At 73.8% G+C, this 17547-nt stretch carries 13 protein-coding genes and 1 rRNA gene; 12 read left to right on the plus strand and 2 right to left on the minus strand.

All coding sequences use genetic code 11. The annotated features are described in order from the left end of the window. Positions 1–217 precede the first annotated feature (217 nt). A 5S ribosomal RNA gene (gene rrf / locus DB033_RS00355) occupies positions 218–334 on the plus strand. Between the two features lie 598 nt (positions 335–932). On the opposite strand, the gene DB033_RS20450 is transcribed toward rrf, so the two are convergent. Then, positions 933–3203 carry a hypothetical protein gene (locus DB033_RS20450; protein ID WP_157970421.1) on the minus strand — a complete coding sequence of 757 codons (2271 nt, stop codon included), beginning with the start codon at positions 3201–3203 and terminating at the stop codon, positions 933–935. Here DB033_RS20450 and DB033_RS00365 point away from each other — a divergent pair. The 9 genes from DB033_RS00365 to DB033_RS21550 all read left to right on the plus strand — a co-directional run bounded on the left by DB033_RS00365 (position 3135) and on the right by DB033_RS21550 (position 13704). Beyond that, positions 3135–4202, plus strand: coding sequence for a tetratricopeptide repeat protein (locus tag DB033_RS00365; protein ID WP_111764957.1), 1068 nt, complete (start codon positions 3135–3137; stop codon positions 4200–4202). The genes DB033_RS20450 and DB033_RS00365 overlap by 69 nt on opposite strands. Next, complete coding sequence (locus DB033_RS00370) at positions 4199–5236, plus strand: HAD-IIA family hydrolase (protein WP_111764958.1); 1038 nt, start codon at positions 4199–4201, stop codon at positions 5234–5236. Before DB033_RS00365 ends, DB033_RS00370 begins: the two co-directional genes overlap by 4 nt. A gap of 92 nt (positions 5237–5328) precedes the next feature. Further along, the gene (locus DB033_RS00375) at positions 5329–5538 is read left to right on the plus strand and encodes a hypothetical protein (RefSeq protein WP_111764959.1); all 210 of its coding nucleotides are present in this window, start codon (positions 5329–5331) and stop codon (positions 5536–5538) included. A gap of 1 nt (position 5539) precedes the next feature. Continuing rightward, positions 5540–6346, plus strand: a complete 807-nt coding sequence (locus DB033_RS00380; RefSeq protein WP_111764960.1) for a TlyA family RNA methyltransferase — start codon at positions 5540–5542, stop codon at positions 6344–6346. Continuing rightward, positions 6343–7215 carry an NAD kinase gene (locus tag DB033_RS00385; protein WP_111764961.1) on the plus strand — a complete coding sequence of 291 codons (873 nt, stop codon included), beginning with the start codon at positions 6343–6345 and terminating at the stop codon, positions 7213–7215. The genes DB033_RS00380 and DB033_RS00385 overlap by 4 nt, the downstream gene beginning before the upstream one ends. A 91-nt stretch (positions 7216–7306) precedes the next feature. Further along, positions 7307–9058, plus strand: coding sequence for a DNA repair protein RecN (recN, locus tag DB033_RS00390; protein WP_111767118.1), 1752 nt, complete (start codon positions 7307–7309; stop codon positions 9056–9058). 344 nt (positions 9059–9402) lie between these two features. After that, positions 9403–10017, plus strand: a complete 615-nt coding sequence (locus DB033_RS00395) for an RNA polymerase sigma factor (protein ID WP_111764962.1) — start codon at positions 9403–9405, stop codon at positions 10015–10017. Further along, positions 10014–10535, plus strand: a complete 522-nt coding sequence (locus DB033_RS00400) for a hypothetical protein (protein ID WP_111764963.1) — start codon at positions 10014–10016, stop codon at positions 10533–10535. Before DB033_RS00395 ends, DB033_RS00400 begins: the two co-directional genes overlap by 4 nt. A gap of 199 nt (positions 10536–10734) precedes the next feature. Further along, on the plus strand, positions 10735–13704 hold the full coding sequence (locus DB033_RS21550; protein ID WP_157970422.1) for a CHAT domain-containing protein: 2970 nt from the start codon (positions 10735–10737) through the stop codon (positions 13702–13704). 52 nt (positions 13705–13756) lie between these two features. Here DB033_RS21550 and DB033_RS00410 read toward each other — a convergent pair whose 3' ends face one another. Next, complete coding sequence (locus tag DB033_RS00410; protein ID WP_111764965.1) at positions 13757–15142, minus strand: S8 family peptidase; 1386 nt, start codon at positions 15140–15142, stop codon at positions 13757–13759. Positions 15143–15297: 155 nt separating this feature from the next. Here DB033_RS00410 and steA point away from each other — a divergent pair, with 155 nt between their 5' ends. Further along, positions 15298–16467 carry a putative cytokinetic ring protein SteA gene (gene steA, locus DB033_RS00415; protein WP_111764966.1) on the plus strand — a complete coding sequence of 390 codons (1170 nt, stop codon included), beginning with the start codon at positions 15298–15300 and terminating at the stop codon, positions 16465–16467. Between the two features lie 29 nt (positions 16468–16496). Beyond that, the gene (locus DB033_RS00420) at positions 16497–17438 is read left to right on the plus strand and encodes a copper transporter (protein ID WP_111764967.1); all 942 of its coding nucleotides are present in this window, start codon (positions 16497–16499) and stop codon (positions 17436–17438) included. Positions 17439–17547: the final 109 nt, after the last annotated feature.

A 17547-nucleotide genomic window follows, 5' to 3' on the forward strand; every position in this document is an offset into this window, starting at 1 on the left:
GATAGGCCAGAAGTGGAAGCACCGTAAGGTGTTATGAGCTGACTGGTACTAATAGGCCGAGGACTTACCACAAAAATGCTACGCGTCCACTGTGCGATACCTGAAACAACAAACCCCCCGGGGTTGCTGCTTCCGGCCGGCCTTCACCTGATTTATTGGTGGGGCACGACCGGCAGCTGCCAGCACCTGGGGGTTGGAACACGATGTTTCGCAGCGTTACGGCAGCCATAGCGTAGGGGAAACGCCCGGTCCCATCCCGAACCCGGAAGCTAAGCCCTACAGCGCCGATGGTACTGCACCCGCCAGGGTGTGGGAGAGTAGGACACTGCCGAACACACATCCCAGAAAAGGGGCCCCCACGAGGGGGCCCCTTTTCTGCATTTCACCGGCGCGTTGTTCTGGTCGAAGCCGCACCGTGCTTCTCAGGACACCACCGTGCTTCTCAGGACACCACGGGTCACCCCCCGACACCACAATCACCCGCCCCGACACCCGCGGCCACCGCAGTCATGATCGGTGCACGCGCCGGCGCCGGCGCACCGCCTCCCCGACGGAGAAGTCATCCGCCCACCGCCCCATACCGGCAGCGGGTGGTCAGCAACCAGCAGGGGCGACCGCGCCCAACCCGGCGAACCACCCACAACCCCCGACCCCCACCGGCAACCAGCAGCGAACCCGGGTTCCCGACCGACAACCAGAAGCGACCCCCGGGCCCCGAGCGACAACCCAGCAGGGACCCGGGTCCCGACCGACAACCAGCAGCGACCTGGGTCCCGACCGCCGTGCCGCACGGACCGCAGCCAACCGTCCCGCCGCCCATCACACACCCCGCCGCGCCCAACCACCCCGCCGCCCCACCACGCCCGTCGCTACGTGCGCCGACACGCAGAGCACACCCAGCCACCGAACCACCCCAACGGGACCTTCGGCCATCAACCGCCTGAGCACCAGAGCCCGAATTCATCGTCACGGTGACACAACCCGGTGTACGACGCCGCTGGGTTGGCTGTGGTCCGCTTTCGGCGAGTTCTCACGTCGCACGAGGGAGTGTGCGTTGAGAAACTCGTGACGTTGTGCGTGTGGTCGACCATCGCCACGCACGTGACCGTGTCGCTGTCATTCACTCCGCTGGCGGTCAGGCAGCGCACGTTGCGGGCTGGCATCGGAATGGTCACCCGTCCACAAGCACGCTGTTCGTGGGAGCGGGGTCTGCCACGCACTACCATCAGATGTACATCAGAACAGCGATTCAGGAGTTGTTGGCCATGGCGCCGCAGGATAACGACAGAGGCGACGACGTTCGCCGAGACCGGCGCGACGCGCAGAGCCCCCGGGGCGGTGCGCGGGGTCAGGACTCCGGGCGTGAAGACCGGTCGACCGGCAACGGAGACCGCAGCGGCGGTCCGCGTGGCTTCGGGGGTCGCGGTTCCGGGCAGGGCGATCGAGAGCGTCCCCGTAGCGGCGGGTATCAGGGCAACGCTGACAGGGGTGCCCGCACGGGGGGCTACCAGGGTGGTTCTGATCGTCCTCGCGCCGGCGGATATCAGGGTGTTCGCGACGGTGGCGACGCGCGCGGTGGCGGCTACCGCGGTGACCGAGAAGGCGGCCAGGGCGACCGCCCACGCACCGGTTACCAGGGACGGACTCCTGACGATCGCGGCGGATACCGCGGTGGTTCGGACGGCCCGCGGACCGGGCAGCGCCCCGAAGGCGGATACCGCGGCGGTTCCGGATTCGGAGTCGACCGCGATCGGAGTGACCGCAGCGACCAGCGCGGCACGGGCGATCGTCCCGCCGGGCAGGGATACCAGGGGCGGCGCCCCACGGACGCGCAGGGCGATCGTGGCGGTTACCGCGGCGGCGAGCGCTCCGGCGGTGACCGTCCCTATGGTCAGCGTGACGACCGTGAGCGTGGCGGTTACCGCGGCGGCGAGCGCTCCGGCGGTGACCGTCCCTATGGTCAGCGGGATGACCGTGCGCCCCGTGCCGGTGGTGACCGTCCCTACGGTCGGCGTGAGGACCGCGGCGGCGAGCGCTCCGGCGGCGACCGCCCCTATGGTCAGCGTGATGACCGTGCTCCGCGTGCCGGTGGCGATCGCCCCTACGGGCAGCGCGACGACCGTCCCCGTGGTGACCGTCCCTACGGCCAGCGGGACGACCGTCCCCGTGGTGACCGTCCCTACGGCCAGCGGGACGACCGTCCGCGCGGTGACCGTCCCTACGGGCAGCGTGATGACCGTGCGCCGCGTGCCGGTGGCGATCGCCCCTACGGGCAGCTGGACGACCGTGGCGGTTACCGCGGCGGCGAGCGCTCCGGCGGCGACCGCCCCTATGGTCAGCGTGATGACCGTGGCGGTTACCGCGGCGGCGAGCGCTCCGGCGGCGACCGTCCCTATGGTCAGCGTGATGACCGTGCGCCGCGTGCCGGTGACCGTCCCTACGGGCAGCGGGACGATCGTGCGCCGCGTGCCGGTGGCGATCGCCCCTACGGTCAGCGGGACGACCGTCCGCGCGGTGACCGTCCCTACGGTCAGCGGGACGACCGTCCGCGCGGTGACCGTCCCTACGGTCAGCGCGACGACCGTCCGCGCGGTGACCGCCCCTACGGTCAGCGCGACGACCGTCCGCGCGGTGACCGCCCCTACGGCCAGCGCGACGACCGTCCGCGCGGTGACCGCCCCTACGGCCAGCGGGACGACCGCGCGCCGCGGGCCGGTGGTGACCGCCCCGATGATCGGCGTCCGCAGCGTGAGGACCGTCCGGGATCCCGGAGTCCTTTCGGCGGCAACCTCAGTGACACCTTCAAGGCTCCGGCCGACCGCCCGGAGCGCACCGACGACCGTCCGGTGGCCGGCGATGACCGTGATCGTCCGCGTTCGCCGCGCACGGACGACCGCGAGCGTCCGGCGTACCGGTCCGACGACAGCCGCCCGCCTCGGCGTGACGACCGTCCGCAGCGGTCCGATCGGCCGGATCGTTCCGCTCCTCGCGCCGACGCCGACCGCCCGCCCCGTCGTTTCGACGACGACCGCGCCGACCGCCCGCGCCGCGAGGCGCCGACCGGCTCGCGCATCCGCCCCGAAGACGCCAACGAGGTCTGGCCCGACGCGCCGGAGTGGGCAGAGCCGTCGGAGTTGGGGCCGGAGGTCCTCCGCGATCTCCGTGGGCTGAGCAAGGAGAACAGCGAGTTCGTCGCCCGCCACCTGGTCGCCGCGACGTCCCTCGCCGACGAGGAGCCGGACGAGGCCTGGCTGCACGCGCGGGCCGCCCGTTCGAAGGGTGGGCGTATCGCCGTCGTCCGTGAGACGGTCGGGCTCGTCGCCTACCGGGCGCAGGAGTGGGCCGAGGCGATCTCGGAGCTCCGTGCCGCCCGCCGCATGGGTGGTGGCCCTGGCCACGTCGCCATCCTGGCAGACTGCGAACGCGCTCTGGGCAACCCGGAGCGTGCACTGGATCTCGCCCGCAGCCCCGAGGCGGCCCAGCTCGACGAAGAGGGCGCAGCGGAGCTGCGCATCGTGGCCTCCGGCGCCCGTGCCGATCTGGGTCAGCTCGATGCGGCGATGGCGGTTCTGCAGGACGGTCCCGGATTCGACCTCGACCGTCCCGAGCCGTGGTCGGCTCGTCTGTACTACGCCTACGCCGACCTGCTTCTGACGGCCAGTAGGTCCGACGAGGCGCTGCAGTGGTTCGTCCGCGCCGACGACGCCGACGACGACGGGGACACCGACGCCGCCGACCGTATCGCCGACCTCATCGCCATCCGTGACGGCGGCGGTGTGGCCGCCTCGGACGCCGCCCAGGATGCCGACGGCTCCTCCGACGTGCCCGGGGTCGCCGACAGCGGTGACACCGCCGACACGGAGAGGGACACCGTCGCGGGCGGCGCCGAGCTCGTCACCGACGACGCCGCGCTCGACGACAGTGCCGACGACATCGCGACTGCGTCGACCGACGTCGCCGCCGACATCGAGGACGACGACCGCACCGGCACCGCGCCCATCGAGGTCGCCGTCGACGAGGACAACACTCCCGAGGACGCCGAGGACGCCGAGGACGCCGCTGTCGACCACGTCGCCGCCGACGACGAGGACGCGGATGACGAAGAAGGGGCCGATCAGGAGCTCGACGGCCGCCCCACTCCGGCCGGCGAGGTGCCGATCGGGCGCGGATCGGTCCTGTTCAGCTCGGGCCAGGAATCGTGACGTCGCTGGCCGAGCGCTTCGACGTCCTGCTGCTCGACCTGGACGGCACCGTCTACCTGGGACATCAACCCATCGACCACGTCGGTGAGGCGCTGCAGGAGGCGGCTCGCCGGGGCGCCCGTTCGGTGTACGTCACGAACAACGCGTCGCGGCCGCCGGCCGAGGTCGCGGCCCAGCTGTCGGGAATGGGACTGGACGCCGCCGCCGATGACGTCCTGACCTCACCGCAGGCGGCGGTGACGATGCTCGTCGACCGGCACCCGACCGGTGCGGCGGTACTGGTCGTCGGAGCGCCGTACCTGGCGGACGAGGTGGCCCGTCGCGGGCTCACCCCGGTGCGCACCTTCGCCGAGAACCCGGTGGCGGTCGTGCAGGGCCACTCGCCCGAGACGGGCTGGCCGATCCTGGCCGAGGCGTGCCTCGCCCTGCGGGGTGGGGCGGATTGGGTCGCGGCCAACGTGGACGCCACCCTCCCCACCGATCGGGGGCTGCTGCCCGGCAACGGCGCCATGGTGTCGGTGCTGGTCACCGCCACCGGACGCCGTCCCCGGGTGGCCGGCAAACCGGCCCGGCCGATGATCGACGCCGCGATCGCCCGGTACGGCTCGACCACTCCGCTGGTCGTCGGCGACCGCCTGGACACCGACATCGAAGCGGCGGTCACCGCCGGAGTCCCGTCGCTGCTCGTCTTCACCGGGGTCTCCACCCCCGCCGAGGTCGTCACCGCCGCAGCCGAGCGGCGTCCCACCCACGTCGGGTTCGACATGCGCGCCGTCGTCGACGCCGCCCGCAGCGTCGAGATCGCCTCCGGTGGGAACGGGTGGCAGGCCGACTTCGGCGACGGTGGTCTGACCCTGCGCCGCGACGGATCGGGCGACGACGGCGACACCCTGCCCGACACGGACGCGCTGCACGCGCTCGCTGCGCTGGCCAGGGCCGGCTGGGCCGCGACGGAGACGCCCGTCGGGGCTGTCCACGCCGGCGACGAAGCGGCCGGGGCCACCCTGCAACGCCTCGGAATCCGGGCCGGCTGACCGTCGGATAGCGTGACACCGCGCGGACATCCCGTCCGCGCGGTGTCCGGCCCGGTGCGAGCCGCGCCGTCCAGGTCAGCGAGGAGGGCCCGATGAGCAATCCCGTCCCGCCCGCGGCGCGTCCGGCGGTCGATCCCTTCGAGTCCGTCGACGCCGATCTGGAGCTGCTCGAGACCCTCGACCCGGCCGGTCAGGTTCCCGTCTTCGGGCGCATCCACGCCGCGCTGACCGACGCGCTGGCCGCGACCGCCGGCACGGCCGGTGCGGCCACACCCGGGCGACCGCCCGGTGGCGGTCGCTGACATGCGCCGTGCCCGGCTCGACGCCGAACTCGTCCGTCGCGGTCTCGCGAGGTCCCGAGAACACGCGGCCGAGCTCGTCCACGCCGGGCGGGTGACGGTCGCCGGCCAACAGGCGTCGAAGCCGGCCACCGGTGTCTCGGCCGCGGACCCGGTCGTCGTCCGCGAGGACGTCGTCGACGACAACTGGGCGTCGCGCGGTGCCCACAAGCTCGTCGGCGCGTTGGACGCATTCACCGACATCCGGGTCCAGGGGGCGCGCTGCCTGGACGCCGGGGCCTCGACCGGCGGCTTCACCGACGTGCTGCTGCGCCGGGGCGCCGACCGCGTGATCTGCGTGGACGTCGGTTACGGGCAACTCGTCTGGCGCCTGCAGAACGACCCGCGCGTGCAGATCCACGACCGCACCAACGTCCGCAACCTGACCCCCGACGACATCGACGGACCGGTGGACCTCGTCGTCGCCGACCTGTCCTTCATCTCGCTGACGCTCGTGCTGCCCGCGCTGATCGCCTGCTGCCGCCCCGACGGACACCTCGCGTTGATGACCAAGCCCCAGTTCGAAGTGGGTAAGGAACGACTCGGCAGTGGGGGAGTCGTGCGTGATCCCGGACTCCGGGCGGAAGTGGTCACCGACGTCGCCACCGCCGCCCGCGACCTCGGCTGGGGACTGGCCGGCGTGGTCGCGTCCCCCCTTCCCGGACCCAGCGGCAACGTGGAGTACTTCGTGCACCTGACCACCACCGGAAGCACCGACCCGGACGACGTCGCGGGCCGGATCCGCACCGCAGTGGACGAGGGCCCACAGTGACCCGTCGCGTGCTGCTCGTCGCCCACACCGGCCGGGACGACATCAACCAACTCACCCGCCGCATCGCCGAGCCGCTGTCGCGCGCGGGTGTCGACCTGGTCGCCCTGCCCGGGGAGAACGACCTGCTCGGGTTGCCCTGCGTCGACCCGCGACCGGACAACTCCATCGAGATGGTGCTCGGTCTGGGCGGCGACGGAACCCTGCTGCGGGCGGCCGACAAGGCCCGGCCGATCGACGCGCCGGTCCTGGGCATCAACCTGGGTCGGGTCGGGTTCCTGGCCGAGGCCGACCCCGAGCAGCTCGACGGGGTCATCCAGGCGGTCATCGACCGCAGTTACACCGTCCGCGAGCGGATGACCGTGGACGTGCTCGTCGAGCACGACGGCGTGGAGATCACCCGCAACTGGGCGCTGAACGAGGTCAGTGTCGAGAAGGCCACCCGGGAACGCATCCTCGACGTCGTGGTCGAGGTCGACGGTCACGGCATCTCGGCGTTCGGCTGTGACGGCGTCCTCATCGCGACCCCCACCGGTTCCACCGCCTACGCCTTCTCCGCCGGCGGACCGATCATCTGGCCCCAGGTCGAGGCGCTGCTGGTGGTGCCGTCCAACGCCCACGCCCTGTTCGCGCGTCCGCTGGTCGTCGCCCCGAGCGTCGAGGTCACCGTGCACATCGACCCGAAGGGACACGAAGCGGCGATGGCCTGCGACGGTCGTCGCATCACCGAACTGCCGGCCGGCTCCCGGATCCGGGTGCGCCGCGGCGTGCAACCGGTCAAGATGGTCCGGCTCGGCGAGCTGCCGTTCTCCACCCGGCTGGTCCGCAAGTTCGCGCTGCCGGTCCAGGGGTGGCGCGACAAGCGGCACTGACCGGTTGTCCACAGCCGCGCGAGAGCGTGGAGCTGTCCACAGGCCCGTGCGCCTCTTTCGAACACCCGTGCGGATCGTCTACCGTGGCGTCATGCTCAGTGAACTGCACATCACCGGGCTCGGGGTCATCGACGACGCTGTCCTCGAGCTCCACCCGGGTCTCACCGTCGTCACCGGCGAGACCGGCGCGGGCAAGACCATGGTCGTCACCGCGTTGGGACTCGCGACGGGTGGCCGCGCCGACGCGCACCGCGTCCGCACGGGTGCCGCCCGCGCCACCGTCGAAGCGCGGTTCCTGCCACCCGCGGGTTCTCCCGCGGTCGGCGTCACCCAGGCCGCCGGAGGGGAGCTCGACGACGACGGCAGCCTGATCACGGTGCGCACGGTCACCGCCGACGGCCGGTCGCGCGCGCACGTGGGCGGACGTTCCGCGCCGCTGGCCACGCTGTCGGAGGTGACGGATCCGCTGGTGGCCATCCACGGTCAGTCCGAGGCGATCTCCCTGCTGCGTCCGGCGCAGCAGCGCGCGGTGTTGGACCGCTTCGCCGGGCTGACCGCGGAGATCAGCGACTACCGGCGGCTGCGCAGCGAGTGGCAGGCGGCCCGCCGCGAACTCACCGACCGGCTGGCGTCCGGCCAGCAGCGTGCCCAGCGCGAGCAACTCCTGCAGATCGGCCTCGCCGAGATCGCCGCGGTCAACCCGCTGCCCGGAGAGGACGCCGAGCTGATCGCCGAAGCGCGCCGACTGGAGAACGCCGACGCGCTGCGGGCCTCCGCCGCCGACGCCCAGACGGCGCTCGACGGCTCCGACGCCGATCCCGACGTGGCCTCGGCCGTCGGCCAGTTGACCGCGGCGCGCCGGGCGTTGGAGAGCGCCGGGGACGAGAAGCTGCGCGCGCTGTCCCAGGCACTGCGGGAAGCCGGCGTGCTGCTCACCGATGTCGGGATGGAGCTCTCGGCCTATCTGGACGAACTGGACGCCGATCCCGAACGCCTGCAGACCATCATGGAACGGCAAGCCGTCCTGCGGACTCTCACCCGCCGGTACGGTGCCGACGTCGACGCCGTTCTCGACTGGGCCGAGTCGGCCCGCGTGGAGCTGGCGTCCCTGGACACCTCGGACGAGGCGATCGCCGCGCTGCGTGAGCAGGAGAAGAAGCTGGCGTCCGCCGTGGTGGCCGCCGGGAAGCGGCTGACCAAGGCCCGTACCGCCCGGGCCGAGGAACTGGGGGCCGCCGCGACCGCCGAGCTCGCCAACCTCGCGATGGGCCGGGCGACGCTGCGGGTCGCGGTCACCCAGACCGAAGTCGCGCCTGGGCACGCGGATGCGCTCAAGGTCGGCGGTCGGTACATCACGGCCGGGCCCGACGGCTTCGACACGGTGGAGCTGCTGCTCACCGCGCACCGCGGTGCCCCCGAGTTGCCCATCCAGAAGGGCGCTTCAGGCGGGGAGTTGTCACGCGTGATGCTGTCGCTCGAGGTGGTCCTGGCGGAGGCCGACCCGGTCGGAACGCTGGTGTTCGACGAGGTCGACGCCGGCGTCGGCGGCCGGGCGGCCACCGAGATCGGTGCACTGCTCGCCCGCCTCGCCCGCACGCACCAGGTGGTCGTGGTCACCCACCTCGCCCAGGTCGCCGCGTACGCCGACCGGCAGCTCGTCGTGGACGCCACCGAGGACGGCGCGATCCGGTCGTCGTCGGTACGGGCCGTGGAAGGTGATCTGCGAGAGGCGGAGTTGGCGCGGATGCTCGGCGGCACGGTCGGAGCGTCGGCGCGCCAGCACGCCGCCGAGCTGGTCACCGCGGCCCGCACACGGCGGAAGGAGCTGTCCCGGGCGGCCTGAGTGGACCGTTGATCGCCGGTGCTGGGACGCGCAGCGGATCCGCTTCCGACCAGCGCTTCCGCTGTCACCGAGGTGGAGCCCGAGGTGAGCCGCCGCGAATCCGAAGCGTCGGCGGCCGGCGCAGGACCACCGCGGGCCGGCGCAGGACCACCGCCGGCCGGCTCGCGCCAAGGTGGAGCCCGGGGGTGAGCCGCCGCGAATCCGAAGCGTCGGCGGCCGGCGCAGGACCACCGCCGGCCGGCTCGCTATGTATCAGGCCTGCCGTTCGGGTCCTCTGATCAGTAGCGTGAGGCCGCATCGGGCCGTACACCGGCCGGCGGCCGCATCGCGGAAGAGGGATCGCCATGCACACCGACGACAGGACCGCGGAGGCCGGTGAAACCGACGTCGGGTTGTTGGTGACCGCCGCCCGGCACGGGGACCCGGCGGCGTGGAACGCACTCGTGGATCGCTACAACCGCCTGGTCTGGTCCGTGGCCCGGAGCTTCCGGTTGTCCGACGCGGACGCCGCCGACGCCGTGCAACTGACGTGGATGCGGCTCGTCGAGAACCTGGACCGGATCACCGAGCCGGACCGGATCGCGTCCTGGCTGGGCACCACCGTCCGGCGGGAGTGCCTGCAGCACCTCCGCCGATCCGGACGGCTCCGCCTCGACGGGGGCGACGAATTCCTGGAGTCGGTTCCCGACCCCGCCCCGCCGGTCGACGCGGCCCTTCTCGAGGACGAACGCGATCGCGCCCTCTGGGAGGCGATGAGGATGCTCGGGGATCGGTGCCGCCGGCTCTTGCGCGTCCTGATGGCCTCCCCACCCCCGCCCTACAGCGCCGTGGCGGCGGCTCTCGACATGCCCATGGGCAGCATCGGGCCGGCCCGGCAGCGGTGCCTCGCCCAGCTGCGCACGATCATCACCGCGGAACCCGACGTCGGGCGACGGCCGCCACCCCGGGGTGCCCGGTGAACCCCGGGCCGGTCGACCTGCCGGAGCCCACCGACGCCGAGCGCGCCGATCCCGCCCTCGACGACCTGATGGACCGGCTCCGTGTGCTCGCCCATCACGATGCGCCGCCGCCCCTCGTCGATGCGCTCGCCCGGGCCGCCTTCGAGACCCGGGAGCTCGACGCCGAGCTCGCGGTCCTCACCGGCGACTCCGACGTCGACCGGCTCGCCCTCGTCCGGTCCACCGGCACCGTCGCCCCCCGGATGCTGTCGTTCGAGACCGACACGGTGGGGATCGAGGTGCAGATCGACCGGGCCGCGGACGGTGTGGAGGTCCGGGGGCTGATCACCGGCATCGACCCCGGCCGCGGCGACGCGGTCCTCGAGGTCGACACCGGGACCAGCCGCACCCGCCTCGCCGTCGATCCGCACGGCTGGTTCCACGCCACCGGACTGCCGGCCGGGTTGCTGCGCGTGAGGCTCACCGATCCGACCACCGGCCGCACGACCACACCCTGGATCTCCACCCGGCTCGACTGACCGTCCGACCGGCGGCGCGCGGGACGAGCTCACGCAGACCGGCGGCCCGGGTCGGGGGCGCGGACCTGGACGGCGCCGACCAGCGCGACGCCGCACCCCAGCGGCTGGGCTGGGGGCGACGCGAGCTGGCGGTCGGTGGGTGACCGGGCCGGCCGCGTTCCCAGTGACGCCGGGCCCCCGGGCTGCGAAGCTGAGAACCGTGACTTCGCTCGTCGACCCCGCCGGCGGCGTCACCGACCCCACGGAGCCTCCGCAGCACGCCGGGCTCGCCAAGGCGTCCGGACCGCCGAGTCCCGTCGCGCGACCGGCGGCACCACCCGCACCTCCGGAGCCGGCCGGCCCTGATCCGACTGCGCACGCGACCCCGGTGGGCCGGGCACGGGCCGGAGCCGCGGCGGCAGTCGCTCCGAGGTCGCGGGCGGCGCCCACGGCACACCCCGACCCCGCGGACGATCCGGACCCGGCGGGTCTGGCTGCGGCCGCCCTCGACGAGGTCGGCCGCGACCCCCGCCACGCACTGACCCTGGCCGACCGGGCGGTGTCCGTCGCGCACCGGGACCACGACACCGCCGCCGCCGCCACCGCCCACCGCGCCGCCGCGCTCGCCCTGCGGGAACTCGGCGACCTGTCCACGGCCGAACGCCGGGTCCGCAACGCGGTGCGCGCCGCCGTCCGAGCCGGCGCGTCCGCCACGGCGGCGGAAGCCCGGATGACTCTGGCCTTCCTGCTCCTGGAGGCGGGCCGGGCCCGGGCCGCGCTGCACCAGGCCGACCTTGCGGTACACGCCAGCACCGGACTCGCCGCGGCCCGGGCCGCGAGCCAACGGGCACTCGTGTTGCAGCGGATCGGACGTCTGGACGAGGCGCTCGCCGGCTACGGCGACGCACTGCCGGTGTTCCGCCGCCACCACGACCGGCTCTGGGAGGCGCGGTTGCTCAACAACCGCGGTCGCCTCCACACCGACCGGGGTGACCTCGCCCGCGCCGCCGCGGACCTCTCCGGCAGCCGCGCCCTGCTGCTCGACGCAGGCATGACTTCACTCGCCGCCGACGCCGCCTGGAACCTGGCCGTCGTGGCCACCCTCGCCGGCGACATCCCGCTGGCGCTGGCCAGGTTCGACGATGTCCACACCGAGCACGTCGCCCGGGGCACGCCCAACCCCCAGCTGCGGATCGACCGCGCCGAGACCCTCCTGGTCGTCGGGTTGACCGGCGAGGCGGTCGCCGAGGCCGCCGCCGCGGTCGACGCCGTCGCAGCCGCCGGCCCGCAGGTCGACCTGCCCCATGCGCTGCTCGTCCTCGCCCAGGCGCACGCCGCGCACGGCGATCACGCCGCCGCGGCGGAGGCGGCCCGCCGCGCCCGCCGGCTGTTCCGCCGACAGCACCGGCACCACTGGGCGGCGCTGGCCGACCTGACCGCGCTGCGCGCCGCCGAGCCGGCCGCCCCGCCGGCCGCACCGCTGCTCCGCGACGCGCTGCGCACCGCCGACCGGGTCCGACGCATCGGCTGGCCGCTCGCCGAGATGGACGCCCGGCTCATCGCGGCGCGGGCCGCCGCCCGCCGGGGCGACACCGTCGTCCGGCGGGAGCAACTCACCCGCGCCGCCGAGCTCCGGCGGCTCGGCACCGTCGACTCCCGGCTCCGCGGGTGGTACGCCCGAGCGCTGCTCGCCGACGAGCTCGGCGACCGTCGGGGGTTCCGGGTCGCGTTGCGCGCCGGGCTGCGGGTGCTGGACGAGCAGCAGGCCCTGCTGGGGGCCACCGAGCTCCGCGTCGCGGTCAGCGCGGTGGGTGCCGACCTCGTCGGCCTCGGACTCGGGCACGCCCTCGCGGCCGGGCGCGCCCGGGACGTCCTCCGGTGGGCCGACCTGGGTCGGGCCCGCGCCACCCGGCCCCGCCCCGCGAGACCGCCGCAGGACGCGGCGCTGACCCGGGCGCTGGCCACCGTCCGGCAGCTGCACGCCCACACCGTGGCGGCCCAACTCGACGGTGACCCCGCCCCGCCCGCGGCCGAGCGGCGGCGCGCCGAGCAGGAGGTGGTGGCGGTCAGCCGGACGGCGGCGGGGCCGGGTGCCCCGGCGGACGCCGCGACTCCCGAGCTGCTGGCCGCGACGCTGGGCGACGCGGTGCTGACCGAGTTCGTCGAGCACGGGGGACAGCTGTACCGGGTGGACCTGTCGGACGGGCGGTTCTCCCTGCACCGGCTGGGGCCGCTCGCCGAGCTGCCGGCGCAGATCGCCCACGTGCACTTCGGGCTGCGCCGGCTGACCACCGGGTTCGGAACGGGCCGGTCCCGGCGGGCCACCGACGACGCGCTGCGGGCGGCGGCCGCGCGGCTGGGGGCCCGGCTCTTCGACGGCGCCGACCCGGACCTGTCCCGTCCCGTGGTGGTGGTGCCCAGCGCGACCGTGCACGCCGTTCCGTGGGCGCTGCTGCCCGGGCTGTGGCCCCGGCCGTTCCTGGTGGCCCCGTCGGCAGCGGCCTGGTACCGGGCGACGGTCGTGTCCGATGCCGCCGGGTCGGGCGCCGGGCGGGACCGGGCGGCACGGGTCCCGGTGCTCGTGGCGGGACCGGGGCTGCCGGCGGCGGTTGCGGAGATCGCCGCGCTGCACCGGGTGATGCCGACCGCCACCGTCCTCACCCCGCCGCACGCCACCACCGACGCCGTGCTGACCGCACTCGACGGGGCACCGCTGGCCCACCTCGCCGTCCACGGCCTGCTGCGCACGGACAACCCCCTGTTCTCCGCCCTGCTGCTCGACGACGGACCGCTGACGATCTACGACCTGGAGCGACTCCGCGCGGCGCCCGGGACGGTGGTGCTGCCCTCCTGCCGGTCCGGTGTCTCGGCCACCCGTGCCGGCGACGAGCTGCTGGGCCTCGTCGCCGCGCTGCTGTCACTGGGCGCCCGGACCGTCGTCGCGACCGCGCTGGAGACCCCGGACGGCGCCACCGGCGCCCTGATGGAGCTGTTCCACCGGGAGCTGGCGGCCGGGTGCGCACCGCCGGCGGCGTTGGCCCGCGTGCGCGGTGCGGTCGACCCGGGGGACCTGGCGCTGGCCGCCACGGCGGCGGGGTTCACCTGCTTCGGCGGGTCAGGGACCGGCGCCGCGGCGCCGGGGCTCGTTGAACCGCAGGCCGCGCGGGTGTCCTCGACCGAGCGGCACTGAGCCCTCGAGACGGTGGTGTCCCGCCTCCGACCGTGACGCGCGGTGGGCCGGCTCAGACGGTGTAGTCGCCCGCGGCGTACATCCGGCCGAAGACGGGATCGAAGGGCAACCCGTCCAGGAAATCCTCGACGATCGTCGCGGACGCGGTGGGGTCGCTGCGGACCCGGCGGGCGATCTCGGCGGCCACCAGGGGGGCCGCGAACGACGTCCCCGACCAGTGCACGAACGCGGTGGAGGACCCGGCCGGGGGCTCGTCGCCGGGCGGCGGCTCGGACGGGTCGGACCAGTCGGGGGAGGGCACCCGCCAGTCCGGCACGTAGTCGCTGACCAGCTCGACGCCCGGGGCCCACACGTCGACCCAGGTGCCGCGGTTGGAGAAGTCGGCGGCGATCGGCGGGTCCGCCCGGGAGTCGTAGGCGCCGACGCCGATCACGCCGCACATCGCCGCCGGGAAGAAGCGGCGGCCCCGGTAGTCGGGGTCCCGCCCGTTGTTGCCCGCCGCGGCCACCACCACGACGCCGCGGTCCAGCAGTCGCTGCACCGCCTCGGCCAGCGCCGGCGGCGGGCGGTTGTCGTCGGTGTAGCACCCCAGGGAGAGGTTGACCACGGGCGCGGTGACGGTCGCCAGCCCCTGGGTGATGATCTCGACCTCGTCGCCGCTGCCGTCGGGATGCAGCACCTGGGCGGGGTCGATGCGCAGTTCCGGGGCGTGCCGGCTGACCAGACCGCAGATGAACAGGCCGTGGGCGGCCTGCCGGTCCAGGTCGGAGTTGCCGTTCTCGTCCAGCAGGTCCCACTCGTGCGACCCGGTCAGGTCGTCCGGCCGGATGACCCCCTGCAGCCGGTACTGCGACCCCCGCGCCGACCAGTCGACCGGCAGACCGGTGTCCAGCACGGCCAAGTCCACCTGCGCCGACTCGGCCGCGCCGAACCACTGCGGCAGTACGGGACGGTCCGCCCTGGTCGGCACGCTGCCGGGGCCGCCCATGTACTTGCCGTTGGGCTCGCCGAAGGCGACGTGGTTGAGCGTCACGTCGCGCCGGTCGGCGAGCCTCCGCCGCCGGGCCCCCTGGATCAGCCGCGGGAGGTCCGCGTCCGGGGCGGTCGTCCACAGCTCCACGCCGGCGGCCTCGGCCAGGGTGGCGTCGAGACGCTCGTCCACCCGGCGGTCCCCGGCGGTCCGCCAGTGGTCAGGGTCGTCGGGACGGCGGCGCTGCACGTCGTTGTCGGCCAGGTACCGCGGCAGCTCCGGGTCGGCGTCGACGCGGACCAGCAACTCGCCGGGCCGGTACCAGGAGAACCGCGTGCCACGTCCGCTCAACGGCGCCCGCCGGTCCTCGGCGAACACCGTGGGGTCGCTGATCCGCAGGGCGTCCCGGCCGGGGACGAACCACGCCCGGTCCCGGAGTCGTGCGAGGTACTGCTCGTCGTAGGCCATGCGATCCCGCTTCCGGTCGGAGTGTCACCCATCCGATGCGCCCGTTCCCGCGCTGATCCAGGTGACCAGATTCTCACCCGTCCGAGTACCGCCGAACACGTGGACTTCCGCGCGCCCTCCGCCGATGTGCGCAGGTCAGCTGCCACTCTGGAGCCATGAAACTTCTGTCACGTGGGTCACGCCAGCTACCAGGAATCACAGGGTCCGCTCGGGTGTCCCGGCAGACCGCCGAGGTGCTCAGCCGGGCCGGCAACGGCGACATCGTCGTCGTGGACCATCCGGACCTCGACCGCAAGACCGCCGACCTGCTGGTGCAGGCCGGAGTGGCCGCGGTCGTCAACGCCTCGGCGTCGATCTCCGGCCGCTACCCCAACCTCGGCCCCGAGGTGCTGGTCAACTCCGGCGTCGTGCTCGTGGACGCCATCGGCGACAAGGTCTTCGGCCGGCTCAAGGACGGCGCCAAGGTCCGCCTCGACGAGGGCTCGCTGTTCGTCGGCGACGACCTGATCGGCACCGGCACCGTCCAGAACCAGGAGTCCGTCTCGGATCTGATGATCGACGCCAAGGCGGGCATGTCTGCCCAGCTGGAAGCGTTCGCCGCCAACGCGATCGAGTACATGAAGCGCGAGCGCAGCCTGCTGCTCGACGGCGTGGGCATCCCCGAGATCAGCACCGACATGGAGAACCGCCAGGTCGTGCTGGTGGCCGCGTCCGCCGACACCGCGCAGGAGCTGAAGAAGCTCCGGAAGTACATCGCCGACTACCGGCCCGTGCTGGTCGGTGTCGACGCCGGCGCCGACGCGCTGCGCGCCGCCGGGCACAAGCCGGACCTGATCATCGGCAACCCGGACGCGATCAGCACCGAGTCGCTGACCTCCAAGGCCGAGGTCGTCGTCCCGGCGCACACCGACGGGCACGCCCCCGGGATCGAGCGCATCCAGGACCTGGGCCTGGGCGCGGTCACCTTCCCCGCCTCCGGCACCAGCGAGGACCTCGCGCTGCTGCTCGCCGACGCCCACGACGCCTCCCTGATCGTCACGGTCGGTATGCGGACCACGCTGACCGATCTGCTCGACCGCGGGCAGGGCAACACCGCGTCCAGCTTCCTGGTCCGGATGCGGGTGGCGAACAAGGTCGTCGAGGCGGCCGCGCTGACCAAGCTCTACCGCGCCCGGGTGACCTGGTGGGCGGTGATGCTGCTGATCATCGCCGCGACCGTGGCGATCGTCGTCGCGTTGCTCGTCTCCGACGTCTCCGGCACCTACGGCGACCTCATCCGCCAGTGGTGGAACGACGTCACCGCCTGGGTGCGCAACCTCTTCTGAATCGCCCGAACCTCCCGATAAGGCTGGCCATGATCTCCATGCGGTACCACATCATCTCGTTGGCGGCGGCGTTCCTGGCGCTCGCGCTGGGCATCGTCCTGGGCGCCACCAAGATCAACTCGCCGCTGCTGGCCGGTCTGCAGGGTGACACCGAGACGCTGTCGCAGCAGCGCGACCAGCTGCAGACCGAGAACGCGGCGCTGACCGCGAACGTCGCAGCCGCCGAGAAGATGGCCGAATCGCTGGGTGACGTCGCGGTCCGCGGGGTGTTCCGGCCGGATCCCAACGTCGTGCTGATCACCACCGCGGACGCCAACGCCGCCGACCGTGACGCGGTCCTCGCGCTGCTGGACAAGGCGGGTGCCCCGGTGGCCGCCCAGATCCAGCTGACCACCGACTTCACCGACCCGGCCCGCTCGCAGGAGCTGCGCACCGTCCTGACGTCGACGCTGCCGGCCGGCCAGACCCTGCCCGAGGTCGACGACCCCGGGACTCTGGCGGGTGCCTTCCTCAGCCTGCTGGTGGTGGCGGACGAGACCGGCAACAGCAAGGCCGACGCCGACCAGGCCGCCACCGCCTTCACCGCCCTGGACACCGGCGGATTCGTGCGGGTCAGCGGTTCGCCCGCGGCCGGCCGGCTGGTGATCGTGCTCACCGGCGGGAACATCACCGGCGGGTCCGAGGGCGACCGCGCCGCGATGATCGCCTCGATGGCCACCCAGCTGAAGCTGACCGCCAACGGGGTCGTGGTGGCCGGCCGGCAGGGCAGTGAGACCGCCGGCACCGGACCGGTCGGGGTCATCCGGGCCGACACCGCCGACAGCGCCGCGGTGACCACCGTGGACGACGTCGACCTGGCGTCCGGGCGCCTGGCCACCGTGCTGGGCCTGGCCGAACAGGACGGCGGCGGCGTCGGCCGCTACGGTGTCGCCGACACCGCGGAGGCCCGGGTGCCGACCCTGCGCACCTGATGCCCGGCGGCCGGTGGCCGCCCTCGCCGCATCCGCCGGACGCCGGCGGTCCGGACCCTTGCACAGGTCCGGACCGCCGGCGTCCGTCGTCTGCGGGGGCGGTCCCGGC

Origin of the sequence: Nakamurella deserti, assembly GCF_003260015.1 — a bacterium.
GTDB lineage: Bacteria > Actinomycetota > Actinomycetes > Mycobacteriales > Nakamurellaceae > Nakamurella > Nakamurella deserti.

Bases quoted from the DNA above. Each gene is read 5' to 3' on its own strand.
- DB033_RS00375 (WP_111764959.1), top strand. From the start codon at position 5,329: ATGAGCAATCCCGTCCCGCCCGCGGCGCGTCCGGCGGTCGATCCCTTC.
- recN (WP_111767118.1), top strand. From the start codon at position 7,307: ATGCTCAGTGAACTGCACATCACCGGGCTCGGGGTCATCGACGACGCT.
- DB033_RS00395 (WP_111764962.1), top strand. From the start codon at position 9,403: ATGCACACCGACGACAGGACCGCGGAGGCCGGTGAAACCGACGTCGGG.
- DB033_RS00410 (WP_111764965.1), bottom strand. From the start codon at position 15,142: ATGGCCTACGACGAGCAGTACCTCGCACGACTCCGGGACCGGGCGTGG.
- DB033_RS00380 (WP_111764960.1), top strand. From the start codon at position 5,540: ATGCGCCGTGCCCGGCTCGACGCCGAACTCGTCCGTCGCGGTCTCGCG.
- DB033_RS00420 (WP_111764967.1), top strand. From the start codon at position 16,497: ATGATCTCCATGCGGTACCACATCATCTCGTTGGCGGCGGCGTTCCTG.
- steA (WP_111764966.1), top strand. From the start codon at position 15,298: ATGAAACTTCTGTCACGTGGGTCACGCCAGCTACCAGGAATCACAGGG.